The organism is Parabacteroides sp. TM07-1AC (assembly GCF_003480915.1).
Taxonomy (GTDB): domain Bacteria; phylum Bacteroidota; class Bacteroidia; order Bacteroidales; family Tannerellaceae; genus Parabacteroides; species Parabacteroides chongii.
The window spans coordinates 60,797-83,579 of sequence record NZ_QUKD01000013.1 but is presented as its reverse complement, the minus strand read 5'-3'; the positions used below and the strand labels follow the sequence as shown (position 1 = coordinate 83,579).

The following is a 22,783-nucleotide window of genomic DNA, read 5'->3' as shown; positions in this document are numbered from 1 at the left end:
ACAAAGATACGGATACTTTTGAAAATGCTTGATGCTTTTCGGGAAAATTAGAAACTGTTCTTTTGGGCACTTAGTGCATCAAGGATTTGTTTTTTTGTTAAGATATTAGTTGCGGAAATTAGGTAATTCTTAACTGAATGCGAAAATGAGGATGTTAGCGGATTATTGGGACGAATATACTATATTTGTAGAACATATTCTTAACATGTAAAATTGTTATGATTCATAAAAAATATAACCTGTTTTTCTTTTGGATACTGTTGTTTGTTTTGACGCTTACGTCTTGCGGCAGTAAAAAACGTGTTGCGCTTCCTGCTGACTTCAAAGGGCCGAAAGAATTGTCACGTTTATATGGTGTTCGTATTACTCCCGATGATAATATATTTCTTTATAATGAAGGGGCGAAATGGCTTGGTACACCTCACCGGATGGGAGGAAGCACGAAGCGGGGAGTGGATTGCTCCGGGTTTGTGGCGATTGTTTTTCGTGAGGTTTATAGAAAACAATTGGCTCGTTCGTCGGCCGATATGCTGAAATATAATTGTAAAAAAGTGAGTCGCTCTAAGTTACAAGAGGGTGACTTGGTGTTTTTCAGGACAGGTAGCGGAAAGAAAAAAGTGCCAAACCATGTCGGTATCTATCTGAAAAACGGAAAGTTCATACATACCAGTACCTCGAAGGGAGTGATGGTCAGTAGCCTGAGTGAACCTTATTATACGCGGACCTGGATAACAGGCGGACGGGTGAAGTAAAATATTTTTGTAAACATCTGAATGGAAGTTGCTTTTTTATGTATTAGGTTTACACTATCTTTGCACTTCAAAATAATAAACATAGATCAAGTATGTTGACGCTTAAAATGATTACGGAAGAAACAGACCGCGTAATTCGTGGTTTGGAGAAGAAACACTTTAAGGATGCTAAGGAAGCTATCGCTAAAGTGATCGAGCTAAACGATAAAAGACGTAGTACACAGAATCAATTAGATAATAACTTGGCAGAGGTAAACTCGCTGTCGAAAGCTATCGGTGGCCTGATGAAAGAGGGCAAAAAGGAAGAAGCTGAGGCTACTAAAAAGCGTGTTGCCGAAATCAAGGAAGTCTGCAAGGGTATCCAGGCTGAAATGGATCAGGCGTCGGAAGAAATGCAGAACTTGCTTTACACCATTCCGAATGTTCCTTATGATGAAGTACCCGAAGGTGTTGCAGCCGAAGATAATGTGGTAGAGAAAATGGGCGGTATGGAAACGGAATTGCCGAAAGATGCACTGCCTCACTGGGAATTGACAAAGAAATATGACTTGATAGACTTTGACCTGGGTGTGAAGATCACAGGTGCCGGTTTTCCGGTTTACAAAGGACAGGGAGCACAATTGCAGCGTGCCCTGATAAACTTTTTCCTGGATGAAGCCCGCAAGTCCGGTTATATGGAAATTATGCCGCCGACAGTGGTTAATGCCGCTTCCGGTTTTGGTACAGGTCAGCTTCCTGACAAGGAAGGACAGATGTATCATTGCGAAGTGGATGATCTTTATCTGATACCGACAGCCGAAGTTCCGGTAACAAATATCTATCGTGATGTTATTTTGGATGATAAGCAGTTGCCGATTAAGAACTGTGCCTATACACAGTGTTTCCGTCGTGAAGCAGGTTCTTACGGAAAGGATGTACGCGGTCTGAACCGTCTGCACGAGTTTTCCAAGGTAGAACTGGTTCGCATCGACAAGCCGGAACATTCAAAACAGTCACACCAGGAGATGTTAGATCACGTGGAAGGCCTGCTTCAGAAGCTGGAACTTCCGTATCGTATTCTTCGTCTGTGCGGTGGGGACATGAGCTTTACGGCGGCTCTTTGCTTTGACTTCGAAGTTTATTCAGAAGCTCAGAAGCGTTGGTTGGAAGTAAGTTCTGTATCCAACTTCGACACTTACCAGGCAAACCGTTTGAAATGTCGTTATCGTGATGAGAATAAAAAGACTCAACTGTGTCACACCTTGAACGGAAGTGCATTGGCTTTGCCGCGTATCGTGGCTGCCTTGCTTGAAAACAACCAGACTCCTGAAGGTATCCGCATTCCGAAAGCGTTAATACCTTACACAGGATTTGATATGATCAAATAATATTCGTAGATTAGCTGCGGAGGAAATAACAGGAAACGGGACGGAGAGTAATAGGTTTACTTCCGTCCCGTTTTGCTTTAAATCTAAGAAATAGACAATGAAGAAGATCAAACAAGTTATTTTACTGGGTATGGCTGTATGGATGATGTGCAGCTGCCAGGGTAAGAAGTTGGAACTGTCTGCAGAAGCAGTTGCTGTTCCGTTAGGTGGTAATACGTATGTGACTGCCGGAAAAGAGGGTGCGAAGGTTTCTACCGAGGGCATCAAGTCGTGGACAGGCTCTGATGCTGTTCTTTCGTCGTGGTTTAAGGTTAGTCAGGCCGGAGAATTGAAATTGTTCCTGAAGGCTACTGCTACGGATGGTCCGTCGGTTGTGAAAGTTACTTTCGGTGGGAAAAGTTTTACGGTAAAGATCACAGAAGCGGAAGAAACGATTGTTCCGGTGGGTAGCGTATTGCTTGCGGAACCGGGTTATGTTCGTGTGGATTTACAAGGGGAGAAGAAGGAAGGTGCTCAGTTTGCCGGTATTTCCGAACTGTTGATAGACGGGCCGGCTGCTCAGGAACCTCTTTATTTTATCCGGGACTTTGAACCTTATTGGGGTATGCGCGGGCCTTCGGTACACATGAAATACACATTGCCGGAAGAGCCGGTTGAATATTTCTACAACGAAATAGCCGTTCCCGAAGGGGAAGATAAGATCGGCAGTTATTTCATGACTAATGGCTTTGGTGAAGGATATTGTGGTATCCAGGCGAATAGCGATACGGAACGACGTATTTTGTTTTCTGTCTGGAGCCCGTTCGAAACGGATGATCCGAAAGCTATCCCGGAAGATCATCGTATCAAGTTACTGGCTCAGGGGAAAGATGTACATATCGGAGAGTTCGGCAATGAAGGCTCAGGTGGTCAAAGTTATTTGATTTATCCCTGGAAAGCCGGGCAAACTTATCGTGTGATTACACGTGTCCATCCGGACGGAAAAGGGAATACCGCTTATTATGCCTGGTTTTTTGCTCCCGAGGAGAATCAGTGGCGATTGATAGCAGGTTTCCTTCGCCCGCAAACAAATGCCTGGTATACCGGGGCGCATTCTTTCCTTGAAAACTTTATTCCGGGGCAAGGCTGTCTGGAACGTAGCGTACGTTTCGGTAACCAGTGGGCTCGTACGGCAAAAGGTGAATGGAAGGAACTTACGGAAGGGATGTTTACTTATGATGCAACCGCCCGGGCCGGTGTTCGTCAGGACTATGCCGGTGGTGTGGCTGACAATATGTTCTTCCTTCGTAACGGCGGTTTCTTTAATGATAATACGGAATTTAAATCAGTTTTTACGCGTCAGCCGAATGGAGTGAATCCTGAAGTCGACGTAACGACGTTGCCTTTAAAGTAAAAGCATATGACTTCTTTAAAAAAAGGATGCACCCTTTCCACGAAGAGGGTGCATCCTTTTTTTGTAGCTAATCTTGGTTAGATGAATAGGTTTACATTGGCATCTTCTGCGCGTTCCAGGTAAGTGGCAACACCGCCCAGTGTAACGTTATCCATCAGTTCTTCTTCCTTGACGCCCATCACATCCATACTCATGGTGCAGGCAATCATTTCGACACCGTTTTCGGCGGCTTGTGCGATCAGGCTTTCCAGGCTGTCGATATGTTTTTTCTTCATGATCAGACGCATCATCCAACTTCCGGCGCCTCCCATGTTCATCTTCGACAACTTCAGTTTACCGCTGTGGGCAGGAAGCATCCAGCCGAACATTTTTCCGAAGATATCTTTCGATACGGCCGGTTTCTGTCTTTTCTTGATTACGTTTAATCCCCAGAAGGTGAAGAACATGGTTACTTTCTTACCGGTAGAGGCCGCTCCGTTGGCGATGACGAAGGAGGCCAGCGCTTTATCCAGGTCGTCGCTGAATACAATCAGTGTTTTATTGTCGGCCCCGTTTACCATTTTGCAGGAACTTTTAGGTTCTGCTTTTTCGATTGTGGCGTGAATGATACCTGATTTATTCTCGACACTCACCAATTGTGCCCCTGTCATGTTACACCAGGCTCCTACATCTTTGCCGAACCCTTGGTCGGTGGCTGTGATCAGCAAACGATCGCCTGTATTTATTTCGGCATAATGCTTTTTCAATTGCATAACCGGTCCGGGGCATTGCAAGCCGCAGGCATCGACCTGTACGGTCTTCTGTGAAGCAGGGCGAGCGGAGGTTACAGCAGACGGTTCTTCCGGTTTTGTTGTTTGTTGATTACTTTCGGTCTGTTTTAAAACAGGTTTAGCGGTCGCGATGCTCCATGTTTTATAACCACCCGACAGGTTCTTTACATCTTTATAGCCATGCTGAACCAGAATGCGATAAGCCAGGTATCCGCGCAGACCAACGGCACAGGTCACCACGATCGGTTTATCTTTAGGCAATTCCGACAGGCGGTTGCGGAGTTCGTCGACCGGTATATTGATTGCACCCGGAATAGATCCCAAAGAATATTCGTCGGCCGTGCGTACGTCTACCAGGATGGTGTCGCTACTCAGTTGGCTTATTTTACGCCAATCTATAACCTCTACCTTTTTAGTAAGAATGTTTTCTGCTACATATCCGGCCATATTTACCGGATCTTTTGCCGATGAATAGGGGGGAGCATAGGCTTGCTCAAGTTCGGTCAGGTCGTAGACTGTCCCTTTGCGCTGTATAACCTGTTCAAGCATTTCGATCCGTTTGTCCACTCCGTCGAATCCGACAACCTGTGCGCCCAGCAGCTGTCCGTTATCCGGTGAGAATAATATTTTGATAGACATCGGGACTGCTCCCGGATAATAACCGGCATGTGATGCCGAATGCGTATACGACGACTGATAGGGGATACCTTCGCGTTTTAACAATTTGGCATTGGCTCCGGCAGCAGCAACTGTCAGGTCGAATACCTTTGCAATAGAGGTGCCGATAGTTCCCTTGTAAGTTTCGCGGTTGCCGAACACGATATTGTCGGCAACGATGCGTCCCTGTTTGTTGGCCGGCCCGGCAAGTGGGATCAGGGCTGGTTTTCCTGTTACCGGATTGAGTACTTCAACGGCGTCTCCCAAGGCGTAGATGTCCGGATCGGAAGTTTGCATGTAGTCGTTTATGGCAATGCCTCCTAATGATCCCAGGGATAATCCGGCTTCTTTTGCCAACCTGGTTTCAGGACGAACTCCGATACTGAGTAATACCAGGTCGGTTGTAATCTGTTTTCCGCTACGCAGATGAACGATGATCCCTTCAGGTGTTTCTTCGAAACGAGATACACCATCTTCCAGGCGGAGGTCCACCTGTTTTTCTATTAATTGCTGATGTACAATGGCAGCCATGGAATAATCCAACGGAGCCATGACTTGGTTTGCCATCTCAACGACCGCTACCCGGATGCCTAGATGATGCAGGTTTTCTGCCATTTCCAATCCGATAAATCCGCCGCCCACTACTACTGCATGGCGCGGATTATTCCGGCTGACGTACTTTTTGATTGTGTCTGTATCGGGTACATTACGTAATGTGAATATCTTATCGCTATTGATCCCTTCGATGCCGGGACGAAGCGGTTCCGCTCCGGGAGAAAGAATTAATTTGTCGTAGTTTTCAATGTATGTCCGGGCTGTATTGAGTTCTCTTATTTCAACAGTCTTTTCTTTCGGATGGATGGCTGTGACTTCCTGCTCGGTACGAATATCTATATTAAAACGGGCGGTAAATCCCTGCGCTGTCTGTACGAACAGTTTGTCGCGCTCAGTAATAGTTCCGCCAATGTAATAAGGTAGTCCGCAATTGGCATAAGAGACATATTTGCCTCGTTCGAACAGGATTATTTCTGCATTTTCATCGATTCTGCGTAAACGGGCTGCTACGGTAGCTCCACCGGCAACTCCTCCAACTATTAAGTATTTCATGTTGTAGATATATTATTTTTATTATACATATTTGTCAATGGAAAACATATTGATAAAAAAAGGTTTTACCCTTTTTTCATGCATTGCTGCAATTTATCGAACAGACTGTCGAAACGCAATTCGGCATTCATCATCTGCTGAACTTTCTCTTTGCCTTTCGGGGTAAGAGAGAAAAACATCTGCCGCTTATCTTCCTTACTGATTGCACGGTGGATGAATCCTTTGTTTTCGACGGAAGTAATAACCTTGGATACTCGTGAATTCGATAAACCGATATAATCACAAATCGTACCGGCTGATTTTGCCTGGTTGTCTTTCAGGCAGCAAAGCAGCATGGCTTCATTGATTGTGATCTCATGTACCTCCGAGAATGCTTTCTCAAATTGGTACAATGTTTTATAGATGTCTTTTATTACGCAAATTGCTTCCATCTTGTTTTCTTTAATGATGGTGCAAATATAATAATATTTCAGATATAAATAGTGTTTAGTGGAAAATATATTTTAAAATGCTTTTGACTATGATCAAGGGATAAAAAAATGGACAAGGTAGTGAAGCCTTGTCCATTTTTATTTTATAAGATGAATTTAGTCTCTGTTTGAGAAGTATTTCATAAACTGTGAACGCTCGTACATTGCCGGATTAGGAATGTTGGCGTAGTTCAGTTTACCCTGGAATTGTGACAGGCTTTGATAGTGTGCCTGGTGCATCCATTCTTCTATGCAGGTAAGTACCTGTGAAATGATTTCACCGCCATGTGTATATAATGCGCTGCACATCTGTACGGCTGAAGCTCCTGCCAACAGGCATTTGATCACGTCTTCCCAGTCATGAATACCGGTAGAAGAAGCAATGCTTATTCCGGGTACCTTTCCGGATACAATTGCGGTCCAACGGATCGTATCACTCAGGTCGGAGTGGTTGCTGAATACATTGCCGGATACTATCTGCATATTATTAATGTCGATATCCGGCTGGTAGAAACGGTTGAACATAACGATACCGTCTGCTCCGTTTACCTTTAATGTGTTGACCAGTGCCGGGATATTTCCGACATTTTTCCCGATCTTTATAATAACAGGTATTGAAATCGTTTCCTTTACTTTCCGGATGATATTGACGTAGAGGTCGCGTATCTCGTCGGGGTTGTATTCCAAACTTGTTTCAAGGAAGAATACATTCAGTTCCAGAGCGTCTGCTCCTGCCAGCTCTATCTGGCGGGCAAAATCAATCCATACATCAGACTTGTAACAGTTGATGCTGGCAATGATAGGAATGGTGCACTGTTCTTTCGTCTTTTTGATCAGTTCCAGGTAGTTGTTTACCTGGTTTGCTTTTACATAACCGCGGATATAGTCAGCGGCCTCTGGATAATCGGAGTCCTGCATAAGCGAATCGCTCTGCATTTCGATTTGTTCCTCAAAAAGAGATTTGAGAACAATGGCTCCGGCACCGGCCTTTTCGAATTCCTTGTTTCGCTCAGGATTATTTGTCAAACCTGAACTTCCTACAATTAAAGGATTGCGAAGTGTTAGTCCCGCGTATTGGGTTTTAATGTCAATCATGTCAGATTCAATTTTAATGTAATTAGTACTCGCGTTCGCCGAAAATACTGGTTCCAACCCGTATCATAGTGCTACCCTGACGAATGGCAATCGGATAATCGTGGCTCATTCCCATGGATAACACTGCAAAATTATCATTTCCTTTGAAATATATAGATTTTAATTCACTGAAAAGTTCATGCAAGGTGTGAAATTCCTGTTGGATGAGCGTTGTATCATCTGTATAGGTCGCCATTCCCATCAATCCGCATATCTGAATATTCCTTAGTTCGGCGAGTTGTTCGTTTTGCAGAAGTTCGCGGCATTCGTCTGGTGACAGTCCGTGTTTTGTTTCTTCCTGTGCAACGTGTATTTCCAGCAAGACACGGATAACACGGCTGTTTTTTAAAGCTTGCTTGTTTACCTCCTGCAATAATTTGAGGGAATCGATGCTATGGATCGTATGGATAAAAGGTGCGATATCTTTCACTTTATTGCTTTGCAGCGGACCGATAAAATGCCATTCTATATCACCCGGTAGTACTTTTTGTTTAGCCGTCAGCTCCTGTGCCCTGCTTTCGCCGAAGACACGCTGGCCAGCATTGTAGGCTTCCTCCAATGCTGCTGCCGGATGAAACTTAGACACGGCTACCAGCGTGACGTTTGCCGGTAACGATGCCTTTAGCTGTACTATATTCTGGGAGATGCTCATGCTTCCTGTGCTTTGTCTTCAGCCTGTTTCTTCTGTTCAGCAATCAGTTCTTCTCCTGATTTAGGTGTTTTGTCGTCGCTGGCAGAGAATGGGAATACATCCATCAGCATGGTTTCCGTAACCGATGCGATCGTGTAATCGGCCATTGTACCTTTCATGCCTTCTTCCAATACAGCGATGGCTTCTTTTAATGTGCATGCCTGGGCAAGCATTTGTGCTGCTGTTTTTTTCTCAGCACCGCTTTTCTCGTCGAGCGTGATGAAATAGACCTTGATCTTGTAGAAACGGTCGCCGTTTTCGTTGAAGAATAATTCAGAGAGGCGTGCGCGTTTAATGTCTGTAACAGTAAATTCGCCGGAAATGAACGGGCGGATTTCTTCGATGATACGTGCTTCTGCTTCCGTAAAGGAGAGGGCATCGACCAGGTAAGGTTCTGTTACTTTCTTTTGCATTCCGTTCTCCAGTACTTTTTCAAAGGAGACTTTACATTCAAACCAACTATGCATATTGTTTTCTTTTAATTTTTGTCTGTACTCATGTTTAAAATACAGTACAAATATAGGTCCAATTCGGGAATAATACAACTGCAATGAATTTCTTTATTTATTTGGAAACATTTCATGCAAAGGGCTTGTTTATATGATATAGTGTGTTTTTCATGGTATTAGATTTTTAGATTAGTAATGAGGTTGTTCATCCGGTCCGGGAGGATAGGATGAGATATCTGAAATAGAAAAGCCGGAAAAGAGTATGAAATTTCTTTTTTCCGGCTTTTTGTTTTGTTTTATTTCTCAGAATTCGTCATTTGCGTAAAGGCTGAGCAGGTTTTTTGTCTCATAATTAAATAATTCGTCATCATTGAAGAATCTTTTTAATTCGATGGCAGCTGTCTCCTGTGAGTCGGAAGCATGTACGATATTTTCCTGTACACTCATGCTATAGTCCCCGCGAATAGTACCGGGAGCAGCGTTTCTACCATTGGTAGCGCCTGCCAACGTGCGTACTACATTTACGGCATCGACTCCTTTCCAGCAACAAACAACGACAGGACATACTGCCATTGCATCTTTAACTCTTTGGAAAAAAGGCCTTTCTTTTAGGTGAGCGTAATGTTCGCTCAAAATTTCATCTGTTAACCAGGTCATTTTCATACCTTCAAGGATTAATCCTTTTTTTTCGAAACGAGCAATGATTTCACCGATCAAACCTCGCTGAATAGTGCATGGTTTCAATATTACAAGTGTTCTTTCCATTTTGAATTTCTTTTTATAAGGTTCAACATTCCACTTTACGCTAATTATTCCAAAGATAGTATATTTATTCACTATTACTTAATTTATAGTATAATAATGTGTAAAAAAGAGATAGAAAAGTAATGTTTTCTCTATACACAACTAATTCTTTACTAAAGTAAGATATGGAGTCTTTGTCCTTTTAATTTCTTGCTGCGCTATGGAATCATCTTTTTCATTTTTTAAACAGGATGCCTATATCCATTTTGTTTATTCCTTGATTTTTTTCTCTTGGTGTAATTTTTACAATCTCTGATTTATTATCAAAAAACATCTGCCTTGACCGAAGATTATCCGTATATCTGCCTTTAATGCGTAAATCATTGTAAATTAATTTTATACAGATTGATAGTTGATGCTAAATGGCTGGAAATTAGTGTGTAATTGTGGGTAAAATATTCCCGTAGAACACAAACAGTATTAATATTGGAAATTTCAATACCGGCGTTTCCCGTGTATTTAGAACAAACAACTATAAATAAACAATTTAGCTTAGAATTCATTTACTAGGATTGCATTGTTTAACAATTTAGGCATATACTCTTCGGATGACAAAAAACTTAATATTTCTATAATCAGTCCAATTCCGGATTCATTTTCATAAAATCCCTTAGAGTTTGTCTGTTTACACCTAATTTTTTACTAATGTACAGCTTGGTTTTCTTTTCCTCCAGGAGCTTTCGAATCATGCTTTCCTTACCGGAAAGTTTGTACAGTTCAGATTTTCCTCCTTTAGGACGTCCCAGCTTTGTACCTTCTTTCTTTTTTCTGGCTAATGCCTCTTTGGTACGTTGTGAAATCAGGTTACGTTCGATCTCTGCACTCAGGCTGAAAGCGAATGCCAAAATTTTGCTGTTGATGTTGTTTCCCAACTCATAGCGCTCCTTTACCGTAATCACAAAAATGTCTTTTTCCATGCATTGATGGAGAAAGCTCATAACCTGCATCAGATTACGTCCTAAACGTGATAACTCGGTTGTAACCAGGATATCTCCCTTACGAATTTGTTTAATTAAACGGCCAAGCTGCCGTTCTGCGACATCAGTCGTTCCACTGATTGTTTCTTCTACCCAGCGATCAATACGCATGCTTTTGGCTTTTGCGAACTTTTCTATTTCAAATCGCTGATTTTCAGTACTTTGCTTATCTGTACTGACTCTTACATAACCGTATATCATACAATTGAATATTAAATGAATAACTAAAGATACGTTAGAAAACTAAATGAGAGGGGGTGATTAGTAAAAACCAACGTTTTTTATCGTCAACTGGATATGTAAGTTGTTTTTCCCTACAAATATGAATATAATAATTTAAACCAATAGCATATTGAATGGTAAAATTAAATTAAAATTTAACTTCCATGTAATCGAAATGGAAGGAAAAACTACTTTTGTAACAAAGATTAGATTAATTGGATGGAATTGATTTCATCATTTCCTGATACATATATAAATATGAAGAAATTATTATCATTGCCTCCCAATTTGGTAAATAGTTTCCACAGAATAACAAAAACAGATGTGGATGAGTGGTTTTGTACTTCAGATCCGGTAGGTGCCCGTTTGGGATCCGGAGGAGGAACTACCTGGCTGATTGAAGCATGTTGGCAGAAAGAGGCATCTAGTCTCCCTGTGAAAGAATGGTTGGCAAAGGAGAAAAGGATATTGCTACATGCCGGCGGGCAGAGCCGGCGTTTACCGGGGTATGCTCCTTCCGGAAAAATATTGACACCAATTCCTGTCTTTCGGTGGGCGAGGGGGCAGAAGTTATCACAAAATCTATTGTCTTTGCAGCTTCCCCTTTATGAGGAGATTATGGAGAAAGCTCCTGAATCGCTCCATACACTGATTGCCAGTGGGGATGTATATATACGAAATAGTGAACTGTTGCAGGATATTCCGGATGTGGATGTCGTTTGTTACGGGCTATGGGTCGATCCGGCTTTGGCAACCAATCATGGTGTATTTGTTTCCGATAGACAAACTCCCGATAAATTGGACTTTATGCTTCAGAAACCGTCTTTGTCCGATTTGGGGCAGTTGGCTCAGACACATCTTTTTCTGATGGATATAGGCGTGTGGTTACTAAGTGACCGGGCTATGGAGTTGCTGATGAAACACTCGTATACAGCCGATGGAAAGACCATGAAATCATACGACCTCTATTCCGAATTTGGACTGGCTTTGGGTGAACATCCCCGTATTCCCGATGAAGAGTTGAACCGGTTGAGTGTGGCTATCCTTCCTTTGGAGGGAGGGGAGTTTTATCATTATGGGACGAGCCGCGAACTGATCTCTTCGACGCTGGCTGTGCAGAATTTGGTCCGCGATCAGCGGGCTATCATGCACCGGAAGGTTAAACCTCATCCTGCCATGTTTGTGCAGAATGCATCGATTAATATCATCCTGACTGCCGCGAATTCGGAGTTATGGATTGAGAACAGCTATATAGGTAAGCACTGGAAGCTGGATAACCGACATATTATAACCGGAATTCCTGAAAACGATTGGACATTGGATATCCCGTCCGGTGTTTGTCTTGATGTTGTACCTGTCGGAGAACAGGACTGGGTGGCTCGTCCGTATGGATTCAATGATCCGTTTAAAGGAACATCGACTGATGAGAAAACAGTCTTTATGGGATATCCTGTCGCTAAGTGGGCAGAGGATAGAGGTATCCTATTGGAGGTTTTCGCTGACTTACAGAATGCTGCATTATTCCCGGTATGTAAAAGTATCGAAGAATTGGGCTTGGTTATGCGGTGGATGGTTTCTGAACCGGAACTGGAAAGTGGCAGGGATATATGGCTGTCGTCGGAGAAAATGTCGGCAAATGAATTATCCGATCGTGCTAATCTGAGCAGACTTTTTGCCCAGCGTGAGAAATTCCGTTATGCCAATTGGCCTATGTTGGCAGCCAATCATGAGAAAAGCGTATTCTACCAGTTGGACCTGGCAGATGCTGCTCGCGAGTTTGTTGGAGGAAATCTTGATTTGCCGGATGTACTTCCTACTGAAACACCATTGATGAAACAGATACATAACCGGATGTTCCGAGCTCGTGTATTACAATTGGAAGGGAAACCGTATGAGGGAGAGCAACAGGAAGCTTTTTCTTTATTACGAGAAGGATTGATCAGTTCCGTATCCGGAGAAAAGCAATCTCCTTATCTGAATGTATATCGTGACCAAATTGTGTGGGGGCGAAGTCCGGTCCGCATCGACCTGGCTGGTGGATGGACTGATACTCCTCCTTATTGCATGTACGCCGGAGGGAATGTGGTCAATGTAGCCATCGAGTTGAACGGTCAACCACCTTTGCAGGTATATGTAAAGCCTTCGAAAGAATATAAGATCATCTTGCGTTCTATCGACCTGGGAGCGATGGAAGTTGTTTCTACCTGGGATGAATTGCGTGATTATAAAAAGATCGGTTCTCCTTTCTCTATCCCGAAAGCGGCTTTGTCTCTAGCCGGCTTTATCCCTGAATTTTCTGCAACGCATCACTCTTCACTGGAAGATCAGTTGAAAAGTTTCGGTTGTGGACTGGAAGTTACTTTACTGGCGGCTATTCCGGCTGGATCGGGACTCGGGACCAGTTCTATTTTGGCTGCGACCGTGCTTGGAGCAATATCCGATTTTTGTGGTCTGGCGTGGGATAAAAGTAAGATAGGATATCGTACCTTGATTTTAGAGCAACTGCTTACAACAGGCGGAGGCTGGCAGGATCAGTATGGCGGGGGATTACATGGTCTGAAACTGTTACAGACAGGAGAAGGCTTCAATCAGAATCCTTCCGTGCGTTGGTTACCGGAATATTTGTTTACCGACCCGCAATATCAGGCTTGTCATTTGTTATATTATACAGGAATAACCCGTACGGCCAAGAATATTCTGGCAGAAATTGTACAAGGTATGTTTCTGAATAGTACCACACATCTTCGTCTGCTTTCAGAAATGAAGACGCATGCTCTGGATATGTTCGATGCTATTCAATGCGGTAATTTTGAAACGTACGGTAAACTTATCGCAAAGACCTGGGAACAGAAGAAGGCACTCGATTCCGGAACGAATCCCCCTGCAGTAGAAGAACTGATCGCGCAGATAAAAGATTATGCCTTAGGTTATAAACTACCTGGAGCAGGCGGTGGCGGCTATTTGTATATCGTAGCAAAAGACCCGGAAGCTGCTTTGCTGATACGTAAACAGTTGACGGCTTCTCCGCGTAATCCGAATGCCCGTTTTGTAGAAATGGGGCTTTCGGATAAGGGGTTGCAGATCAGTCGGTCCTGACAGTATTATCTTTTATAAACAGGTATCCTATAGTGGCTACTAATGCCATAAAGAGGAATGCCATTATAATAATCACTTTATTAGGAGAGATTGCTTTTAAAGGTACAGTAGCAGGGTCGATAATTGCATATACCGGCGTTTGCTCCTGTACTTTTAGTTTATCCTGTTCATATTTTTGTGCCAGTGAGTTGTAGACATTGAATGTTAATGTCATTTCGTTTTTTAGGCGTTCCTGTTCCGTGCGGTAGCTGGCAGATATGATATTTTTGTTGGAATCCTCGAATTTTGCGTATGCCTGTTGGGATTTATAATAGGCATCCCGGGCTTCTGCATACACTTTTTCTGTAAATTTCAAATCTTGTTTTGCCTTTTGGGTCCGATAGCTGGTAATATAGGTCTGGAGTTTCTCCAATATGACATCTGTTAATGTTGCAGAAATGACAGGATCTTGCATACGGACATTAATCGTTATTACCATTGTTTTTTTGTCGACAAAGATGGATATACGATTTCTTAATCCATTTATAACCTGTTGCTGCTCGCCTGTCAGATAGAAAGGATTCACTTCATCCGATTGTTCTCTTTTTTCGGAAAACAGTTGTTTTATAGCTGTCAGTCCTCGGGAAGGAATGCCCAATATATAGTTCCACCAGGCTTCACGCTGGTGTTTACTGATGTAATCATACACTGACAAGTGGAGTGTCCCTTTTTTATCTGTAACTTGCACAGGAAATAATTCAACCAGAAAAGGTATGCTTTGAACAACATCCGGATACAGTTCGGGAGAGATGGCGTCGGAACTGCCTGTATTATTCAGGTTGATACCTGCCATCGCTGCCAGTCCCCCTAAATCTCCGACCTTTTTGGTATTATCATTTGTTTCCGGAGCCAGTTTAGCGGTAGTTATATATTCTTTGGGAATGCTGACTGCTATAATCAAACCGATGATAATAGCAGTTCCACACGTTTTTAGAAATAACATTCGCTTTTTCCATGCATACAGGAGTAGTCTAATTTCATTACCCATGGATATTATTTTTTAATCATATTTATGATGGAAGTTACCATTGCAGCCATTGATGTTGCAGAACTGCTGATACTCATTATTTCTGATAAGCTGGCTCCACGGTTACGCTGCGATTTGCTTGGTACGACAATTTCACATCCGGGTTCGACTTTCGGATATCGCTTAAAGAATATTCCGGTCCTTCGGGTTGTTGCAACCTGTCCGTTCATGTAAATGACGATCGGATATTTGCGGGAAAGATCGTTATAACCTCCGGCTTGTGAGAGACAATCGCGAACCGACATTCCTTTGTTATAAGTGATACTGTTAGGATAGGTTACTGCTCCACTGATCTTTACGGTGCTTTGTAACTGAGGAATATATAGAATGTCTCCATCCTGTAAAACCAGGTCCTCCGTACATCCCGGATGAGACAGTGCTTTCTCCAGGTCGATACCGACCGGATAATCATGTATGTCTGCCATCGATAAGGCGATCGAATCTTTACTTTGTTTATTGGAATTGCTTAATTGTAAAAGAGTTTCGACCTGTCTGATCTCGTCGTCGCTGAGTTTTCGTTTTAGGCTGGCTCCTTTTACATAGGCTCCCGGGGTGATACCTCCCGACTCTTTGATCAGATCGCTTAATCGTGTGTTTTTATGCGGAAGAGCATAGCTTCCGGCAAACATAATTTCGCCGTTCACTTTCACAACTTGTTGCTTTTGGTATTCCGGAGAGAAACGGACATATACTTCGTCAAAAGGATCCAATGTGAATAATGTGTCACCAGAGGTTATTTCCAAGCCATCTTTTAGGGTAAACTTGAACACTTTGGCTATTTGTTCCGTACTTTGGGAGGATTGGGGATTTTTTATGCGCCTGGCAACTTCCACATTGACAGTTGCCGCCGCTTCCTGTAATCCTCCTGCCAGTACGATCGCATCCTCTATTGTCATATTCTTACGATAGGGTAAGACGGTATCCGGCTGGTTCACGGCTCCTCCAATCTTGATCGTATAAGGCTCCCGCAAATCAAACAGTGAGGGGATATATAACTGGTCTTCGTTCTGTAACTCAATGTCCGGTGAGGTGCCGTTCAATATATCTTGTATATTGATCGCAATGACAGAATGTGTGAAATCGGGGTTCAGGCGGGTAATTTGAGCTCGCCCTGTAAATTCATCTCCTTTTAAACCGGCAGCCTGCTGTATCAATTGTTTGACTGTATGGACAGAAGGACTCAGTTCATATTCTCCCGGACGCCATATGGCACCGGAGATGGTTAATCTATTTTCGTAAAAAGGAATGACAGAGTCAACCAGTAGTGAGTCACCGTCATGAAATGTGAATGTGGGGAACTGTTCCTCTGTAACTGTTGCAATCTGATAACGTGTTCCGGATTTTCTTTTTACGGTAACATCCCTGGTGTATGCATCTCCGGTAAATCCTCCCGCCATATCCAGTAATTGTGAAAGAGTTTCTCCCTTTTTTAATTCAAAGATTCGATTGCGTTTTATTTTTCCTTTGGCTACTACGAGCTGTTCATACGGACCGATGATGATCATATCGTTATCTTCCAGTCGTATATTTGTATTGTATTCGCCGTGGAGCAAATAATTATAAACATCCAGATTGGCAATTTCTTTACTGTTACGGTATACTTTGATACTACGCAGCGAACCGATGTTGTTTACTCCACCGGCAGCGTATAAGGCATTGAACAGAGTGGCAAGTGAGGTCAATGTGTAAGTTCCGGGAACTACTGCCTCACCGACAATGTTGACCTTGATGCTGCGGATCTGTCCAAGACTGACCGATACAAATGTATTAGGCTCCCTGCCGTCTATAGTAGCCATAATGCGGCCGAGTTCCTGTCGTATCCGTTGTTCGGCAGCTTCTATGGTCAGTCCGCTAAGGGTGACAGGTCCGATATCGGGTATAATAATTGTTCCATCGGGCGATATTGTCAGTTTCAGGTTTAATTCCGAATCTCCCCATACATGGATGAGTACTTCATCACCGGCTGAAAGCCGGTAATTAACGGGCGTCGGAATATTTAAGACCGGTTCAAAAGTCAGATTCTTTTCTGAGAATATTTCACGTCCGAATACGATATCTTCCAGTTTCTGCTCCGGCTTATTCTCTTCTCGCTGGAGTTCCAGGGGAGGTAATTCTTTATTGGTAAGAGGTGCCCGGCCGGGAATCTCTTTTTCCGGAATGAATTGTTCTGTTTGGGATTGTTGGGTAGTTGTTGACGTTTTCGTCTTATCGATGTATTTTGACATTTCCTGCTGAATCTGCTCCTCCGACATACCTGCCTGCCGGGCTTTATCCAGTAGCTCCTGAGATACCTGTGCTTTGATGCCGGTACATATTAAAAGACAGAAAATACAAAAAGAGTACCTTTTTACAGTGTTCATACAATTTCTTTTGTTTTTGTTACGATTCTCTGGCAAGCGAACCCATCTCCATACGGATTCACGGCTTTACTCATTTGATCATAATACGTACTGTCTTCCAGTAGTCGGGATGTCTCCGCTACGATCTTGTTGAAGTCCGTTCCGACTAACCTGACAGTTCCGGCGTTTAATGCTTCCGGGCGTTCTGTTGTTTCACGCATGACCAAAACCGGTTTTCCCAGTCCTGGTGCTTCTTCCTGAATACCTCCGCTATCTGTAAGAACAAGTGTTGACAGTTCCATCAGATAGATGAACGGTAAATATTCCAAAGGTTCTATAAAGAACATATTGGATGGTTTTGAATCTCCGAATATTTCCCGGATCGGTTGCCGTACATTCGGATTCAGATGCATTGGATATACAAAGTCGATATCCGGATGATTCTCGGCTAATGTCTTAATCGCTTTGCATATAGAAATAAATCCTTTTCCGAAGTTCTCACGACGATGACCTGTTATTAAAACCAATTTCCGGTTACTTTGTTCGGTTAACCGTGAGATTTTATATCCGGATCTATTCAGTTCATTCTCCAGTTGTTGCCTTAATTCTTCATTCTTTTTTATTTTTTCTACCATCTGATACAAGGCATCGATGACCGTATTTCCCGTAACGATGATATTCTTTTCTGCAATATTTTCGTCCAGTAAATTTTTTTTGCTTAATTGTGTGGGGGAGAAATGAATGGAAGCGATTCGTCCGGTAAGTTGCCGGTTCATTTCTTCCGGCCACGGGCTGTATATATTATGTGTCCGCAAGCCTGCCTCTACATGTCCGACAGGGATTTGCTGATAGAACGCGGCGAGGGCAGCAGCGGTAGAGGTGGTGGTATCTCCGTGTACCAGCACGAGGTCCGGACGTGATTCGGATAAGACCTCCCGCATACCAGTCAGAACCCGGGCGGTTACATCATATAAATCCTGTCCTTGTTTCATTATATTCAAATCGTAATCAGGGTGGATGTCGAAGATATGAAGGACTTGGTCCAACATCTCCCTATGTTGTCCTGTGACGCATACGATGGTCTGGAAATCTTCCGGATATTTCTGATATTCTTTAATGAGCGGAGCCATTTTGATTGCTTCGGGACGAGTGCCGAATACTAACATTACTTTTTTCATACTTGTGTTGATTATATTTTACCTAGTTTGACTAATATTAAAAAGCGGATCAGATGGATTTGCCGTTTGATACGGCTGGGTTGTTTTATCAGACGGTAAGCAAACTCCAGGTTATGGTCGACCCACCATTTTGGAGCACGTTTGACCTGACCGGTATAGACATCGAAACTTCCACCCAATCCTTGGTAGATGGCCGGATGTACTTTGAACATTTCCTCCATAAGCAACTCCTGTTTAGGTGATCCCATGGCAACAAATACGACATCAGGTTTCTTACTTTGGATATCGGCGAGTAACGCCGCTTTCTCTTCTTCGGATTTGATATATCCGTTTCGATAATTGGCGAATCGGATACCAGGATACTCCTGTTTTAATTTGCTGATGGTTTGTTCGATGACTTCCTGTGTACTGCCAACCAGATAGAATGTTTTATTTTTATCATACAATGCAGCTGTTATTTTCAGCCATAATTCACAGCCTGGAATCTTAGCTACATTTTTATAACCTTTCTTTTTCAGCGCCATAACGGCTCCATATCCGTCACAATAACCGATGTTCCGGTTTATGATATCGCGCGTCTGGCTGGTTGCATGTAATATCTTTTCTGCGTTGATAGCTATTAAGATTCCTTTCCGGCTATTTACATATTGTAAAAGCTCTTGGGCAGAAATAAAGGGGAAAACCTTTATACCATTTAATGTAACTTGTTTTTTTTGCATATTCCTTATTTGTGTTTCATTGTTTTCTTTATATTGGAACAAGTGTTTCATATGGTAGAAACAGTTGTTTCACCTAAGTGGAACAGTTGTTTCATCAGGATGAAACACTTCTGATAATGCCGTTTCCAAACACTTGGCAACGGTAGAAGCAAGGAAATGCTCCAAGGCATATCGGTGATTGGTCTCTGATATTGTTCGGGTGAGTTTAGGATTTACTATCAGTTGTCTGATGGCTTCATAGAAATCCTGTGCGTTGAGGGTCGGGATCAGATAACCCATTTCTCCTTCGATAAAGTAATCGACGATACCTCCGACAGGTCTTGAAACGATCGGCAGACCGAAAGCCATTGCTTCCAGAATGGAAGTCGCCATACCTTCTTCATAGGAAGGAAGGATGTATAGATCGCTGTTTTTGAAAGCGTTGATCAGAGTGTTACCTGAAACAGCTCCAGTAAACAGGACATCCTCCAGATGATTTTGCAAAATATATTCTTCGGCTTTGATTCGGTCAGAACCCTCTCCGCAAATCAATAGTTTCAGCCAGGGAAATTCTTTTTTCAATAGTCTGAAAGTATCTAGTGCAATGAAAATTCCTTTGGTTTTGATAATCCGTGCCAGAAAGAGTATTTGCCGTATTTCACCATTCCTATGGTTAATATCGAAGGTTTTCAGAAGTTTGTCATCCACTTTGGTGGTAGTTAACCTGATGGGACTGGTAATCCCCATACGAATTAGTTGTTTCTGGAATTCACTGGATAAGACAAACAGGAGAGAGGATTTATTATATACATATTTAAACAATCCGGGTTTCCTGATCAGAACAGAGGCCAGGCTCGTATCCCAGCCATGAATAAAAGTCACGACCTTTTTGCGGAATAGTTTAGCCAGTAAAATGTATATGCCGTCCCGTATCAGTTGATACCTTCTTAATGAAGGATTGACGAATACGATATCTATCCGGCAGAACATCAGTTTGAATATGTATTTGAGGATATCGAAAGGGAAACAGATGATGGCCGGAATTCCTTTCCGTTTCCCATAATATTCATAAGATACGGGGAAAGTCCAGTAATCATGTAATCCCGAATAATGGTTGGCAACTCCTCCCAGATTCGAAAGGTCCGGAACAACAAACAGTAAATTCATTTATGATAATCTTAAATTATAGATGAGGATAAGTATAAATACACCGCCTATATAAGTCGTGAGCATCCGCTTTCCAACTTTGCTTTGCTGATGAACGAATACATTCAATCCGTATCCGGCAATGATCAGTTGAAACGGGATATGAGGTAATTGATAACGGATATGCAGCGTATAGAAAGTAAAGAAAATCATTATGCTTTGCAGAAAGATAAAAGCAAGCATCGGCAGATAATAGTAAAGCTTCCTTTTGAAAATGTACCAGATTCCGTAGAGATAAAAAAAGGAGAACAGCATCTTTATAAATGCCGTATAGCTGTATATAGTAATATAATTAGCCTTGTCACTGTCAGATATAAAGTTGGGGAAGGGGCCAATTAGCATGGCTATAAAATTAACCAACATAGTAAAAGTACCTCCGTATGAATTTTCTCCGATCCGGTAAGCAACTGCGTCGAGTAGAGCTTCATAAGAACCTCCTTGTAATGTTGCGATAAGATCTACGGCAATCTTGAAAGCAAAACCACCTAAAACACATGCTCCGATAAGCAGATATTTCAGTCTTTTGCTACTTTGGCTGTTAAATAGTAGTAAACCGGTAATCAATGAAATGAACATCATAAAAACGAGTGCATATCTGAAGAAGAATAACCCGGAAGTATAGATCAGAAAGTACAGGAGATTTTTCAGGTTCTTTTTTTGCAGATACCTATACATATAATATAAAGACGAGATAGTAAAGAACAGAAAAAAGTTTTCTTTCAACCCGACTACCGTTGTGTAGGCCAGAAACGGCAGCGTCCCCCAAATAAATGTAACCAGGAGCGCATAACTTTTGTCCAAAAAATAACCGGCTAGCTGATATAGCCGGAATGAAGAGATTGTGATAACCAGTATGTTGAGAAGTAATAGCAAATCGATTCCTATATTATCTCCCAAAATATGGTAAGCAAAGTAGACAACAAGAGGGAATCCCCAGTCGTCTACATTAAAGCTATTACTCTTCAGATAAGTGAAGAATTCTTCCAGCGAATAGTTCTGAACCGCAACGCCTGTTGAATGGTATAGCCATGAATCGATCGGATTATATCCCAGTGGATTTCCGAAATGTTGGATATAATAATAACGTAGTGTCACCGATGCTATATATTGGAATAGAATAATACCCAGTAGGCATCCGGTTATTTTATTTTTGGAAAAGACCTCGATGCCCAATATAAAAATCAATAAGGCGAAAAATAGTTGAAACAGAATCATCCCGTTATCCGGAGCATTTGCCGGATAAAACAAAGGTAGCACAATGGCTAATCCTGCATAAGAAACGAAGATGCAGGAACTGATGAAGACTGTGTTATAATGATTGGTATATAACATCTTTATACATCTTGTTTATAGAAACCGAATGATAAAAAGCGAGTGCTTTTTTACTATAAAACTCATATTCGCTATCTATAGCCTGGATTGCATTCAATATCTCTCCAATCCTATCTGTATCTACGCAGATGCCTGCCTGCGATGCTCCGATAGTCGATTGAAGACCCGGTATATTGTTTCCGAGCATCGGTATGCCAAAACCTGCATATTCCCAGATTTTATTAGGTGCACAAAATATGTTATTCAGTGATTCATACGTATAAGTGACAATACCGATATGTGCATGACTGGTGATATTAAGGTGAAGAGGCGGGGAAACATAGTTTTGATGGATGATAAACGGAAACCGGCTTTTCAGGTCGACCAGGTAGTCCGTTTCCTTACCCATCAGGACCAGGCAGTAATCCGGCAATTGCGATATGGCTTCACAGATAGCATCCAGTCTTCTTTCTTCAATGATGTGTCCTTGATATAGAATGATCTTTTTAGATATATGTTCTAAAATGGTGTTACCGATTTGGTCGACAGACAGATTCTTACAACACGGATGTTCGGAAGGTTTGTTCGGTATGACAAACGGAGTTTCCGGCAGATTGAACCATACCCGGAATATATTGGCTCTGTTTATTTCAGGAACTACTATGTTGCGGGCATACGCAGATAAATGATGCAGCCATTTTAACCGAACGGGAAAAGTATCGTAAAGTTCAAACAGGTTCAGGATAAAATTATGTTTCTCGATGATCCCCCGTAAGTGGAGGGCTGTATCGGCTGTTGCTACCCACACAACATCATATGCATTGTTTGTCAAATAGTTCTTTACAAACTTCCTGTATTTAATGATCCGGCTTATACGGTTGTATGCTTTGTGGAGCAGATTTCCCATATAAGGTTTCCCGTACAGGTGGAAAAAGGTTGCCTGTTTCTGATAACGTTTATCCATGTTGGGATCATGTTCTCCCTCGATAACGGTAACGGAGAAGTCTTCTTGCAGGGTTATTGCATCCAAAAGGGCTATAACGGGAGGGTATCTTTCGATATTTGTATCAATTAGAACAACGATATGTATCATAGT

General features: G+C 42.4%; 18 protein-coding genes. 4 read left to right on the top strand and 14 right to left on the bottom strand.

The genetic code is table 11. The features are described from left to right. Window positions 1–218 precede the first annotated feature (218 nt). From DXD68_RS21350 to DXD68_RS21340, 3 genes are all read left to right on the top strand, one after another. Window positions 219–752 (top strand): C40 family peptidase, encoded by a 534-nt coding sequence (locus tag DXD68_RS21350; RefSeq protein ID WP_122363488.1) that lies wholly within the window; start codon window positions 219–221, stop codon window positions 750–752. Between the two features lie 92 nt (window positions 753–844). After that, window positions 845–2,119: a serine--tRNA ligase gene (serS, locus tag DXD68_RS21345; RefSeq protein ID WP_122363487.1), complete on the top strand. Its 1,275-nt coding sequence runs from the start codon at window positions 845–847 to the stop codon at window positions 2,117–2,119. 97 nt (window positions 2,120–2,216) lie between these two features. Further along, window positions 2,217–3,512: a DUF3472 domain-containing protein gene (locus DXD68_RS21340; RefSeq protein ID WP_122363486.1), complete on the top strand. Its 1,296-nt coding sequence runs from the start codon at window positions 2,217–2,219 to the stop codon at window positions 3,510–3,512. Between the two features lie 77 nt (window positions 3,513–3,589). Here DXD68_RS21340 and DXD68_RS21335 read toward each other — a convergent pair whose 3' ends face one another. The 7 genes from DXD68_RS21335 to DXD68_RS21300 form a co-directional block, all read right to left on the bottom strand. Further along, entirely contained in the window at window positions 3,590–6,046 is a 2,457-nt protein-coding gene (locus tag DXD68_RS21335) for a CoA-disulfide reductase (protein ID WP_122363485.1), read from the bottom strand. Window positions 6,047–6,111: 65 nt separating this feature from the next. Beyond that, complete coding sequence (locus tag DXD68_RS21330; RefSeq protein WP_122363484.1) at window positions 6,112–6,477, bottom strand: MarR family winged helix-turn-helix transcriptional regulator; 366 nt, start codon at window positions 6,475–6,477, stop codon at window positions 6,112–6,114. Window positions 6,478–6,633: 156 nt separating this feature from the next. Further along, window positions 6,634–7,611 (bottom strand): dihydroorotate dehydrogenase-like protein, encoded by a 978-nt coding sequence (locus DXD68_RS21325; RefSeq protein ID WP_075558340.1) that lies wholly within the window; start codon window positions 7,609–7,611, stop codon window positions 6,634–6,636. Window positions 7,612–7,633: 22 nt separating this feature from the next. Beyond that, on the bottom strand, window positions 7,634–8,302 hold the full coding sequence (locus tag DXD68_RS21320; protein ID WP_122363483.1) for a YggS family pyridoxal phosphate-dependent enzyme: 669 nt from the start codon (window positions 8,300–8,302) through the stop codon (window positions 7,634–7,636). After that, window positions 8,299–8,808 carry a DUF4494 domain-containing protein gene (locus DXD68_RS21315; RefSeq protein ID WP_075558338.1) on the bottom strand — a complete coding sequence of 170 codons (510 nt, stop codon included), beginning with the start codon at window positions 8,806–8,808 and terminating at the stop codon, window positions 8,299–8,301. Before DXD68_RS21315 ends, DXD68_RS21320 begins: the two co-directional genes overlap by 4 nt. Window positions 8,809–9,093: 285 nt before the next feature. Further along, window positions 9,094–9,555, bottom strand: a complete 462-nt coding sequence (ndk, locus tag DXD68_RS21310; protein ID WP_122363482.1) for a nucleoside-diphosphate kinase — start codon at window positions 9,553–9,555, stop codon at window positions 9,094–9,096. Between the two features lie 614 nt (window positions 9,556–10,169). Then, window positions 10,170–10,772, bottom strand: a complete 603-nt coding sequence (locus DXD68_RS21300) for a master DNA invertase Mpi family serine-type recombinase (protein WP_122363480.1) — start codon at window positions 10,770–10,772, stop codon at window positions 10,170–10,172. Window positions 10,773–11,051: 279 nt separating this feature from the next. Between DXD68_RS21300 and DXD68_RS21295 the strand changes: the two genes are divergently transcribed. Next, window positions 11,052–13,889 carry a bifunctional fucokinase/fucose-1-phosphate guanylyltransferase gene (locus DXD68_RS21295; RefSeq protein ID WP_122363577.1) on the top strand — a complete coding sequence of 946 codons (2,838 nt, stop codon included), beginning with the start codon at window positions 11,052–11,054 and terminating at the stop codon, window positions 13,887–13,889. Here the strand turns inward: DXD68_RS21295 and DXD68_RS21290 are convergent. From DXD68_RS21290 to DXD68_RS21260, 7 genes are all read right to left on the bottom strand, one after another. Then, window positions 13,876–14,916 (bottom strand): GNVR domain-containing protein, encoded by a 1,041-nt coding sequence (locus DXD68_RS21290; RefSeq protein WP_122363479.1) that lies wholly within the window; start codon window positions 14,914–14,916, stop codon window positions 13,876–13,878. The two genes, DXD68_RS21295 and DXD68_RS21290, sit on opposite strands and share 14 nt — an antisense overlap. A gap of 5 nt (window positions 14,917–14,921) precedes the next feature. Beyond that, the gene (locus DXD68_RS21285; RefSeq protein ID WP_122363478.1) at window positions 14,922–17,315 is read right to left on the bottom strand and encodes an SLBB domain-containing protein; all 2,394 of its coding nucleotides are present in this window, start codon (window positions 17,313–17,315) and stop codon (window positions 14,922–14,924) included. Beyond that, window positions 17,312–18,472 carry a non-hydrolyzing UDP-N-acetylglucosamine 2-epimerase gene (gene wecB / locus DXD68_RS21280; protein WP_122363477.1) on the bottom strand — a complete coding sequence of 387 codons (1,161 nt, stop codon included), beginning with the start codon at window positions 18,470–18,472 and terminating at the stop codon, window positions 17,312–17,314. Before wecB ends, DXD68_RS21285 begins: the two co-directional genes overlap by 4 nt. Before the next feature lie 11 nt (window positions 18,473–18,483). Next, a complete protein-coding gene (locus tag DXD68_RS21275) occupies window positions 18,484–19,191 on the bottom strand; it encodes a WecB/TagA/CpsF family glycosyltransferase (protein ID WP_122363576.1) in 708 nt (235 codons plus the stop codon). Between the two features lie 69 nt (window positions 19,192–19,260). Beyond that, a complete protein-coding gene (locus tag DXD68_RS21270) occupies window positions 19,261–20,337 on the bottom strand; it encodes a glycosyltransferase family 4 protein (protein ID WP_122363476.1) in 1,077 nt (358 codons plus the stop codon). Continuing rightward, window positions 20,338–21,708: a glycosyltransferase family 39 protein gene (locus DXD68_RS21265; protein WP_122363475.1), complete on the bottom strand. Its 1,371-nt coding sequence runs from the start codon at window positions 21,706–21,708 to the stop codon at window positions 20,338–20,340. After that, on the bottom strand, window positions 21,686–22,780 hold the full coding sequence (locus DXD68_RS21260; protein WP_122363474.1) for a glycosyltransferase family 1 protein: 1,095 nt from the start codon (window positions 22,778–22,780) through the stop codon (window positions 21,686–21,688). Before DXD68_RS21260 ends, DXD68_RS21265 begins: the two co-directional genes overlap by 23 nt. Window positions 22,781–22,783 lie beyond the last annotated feature (3 nt).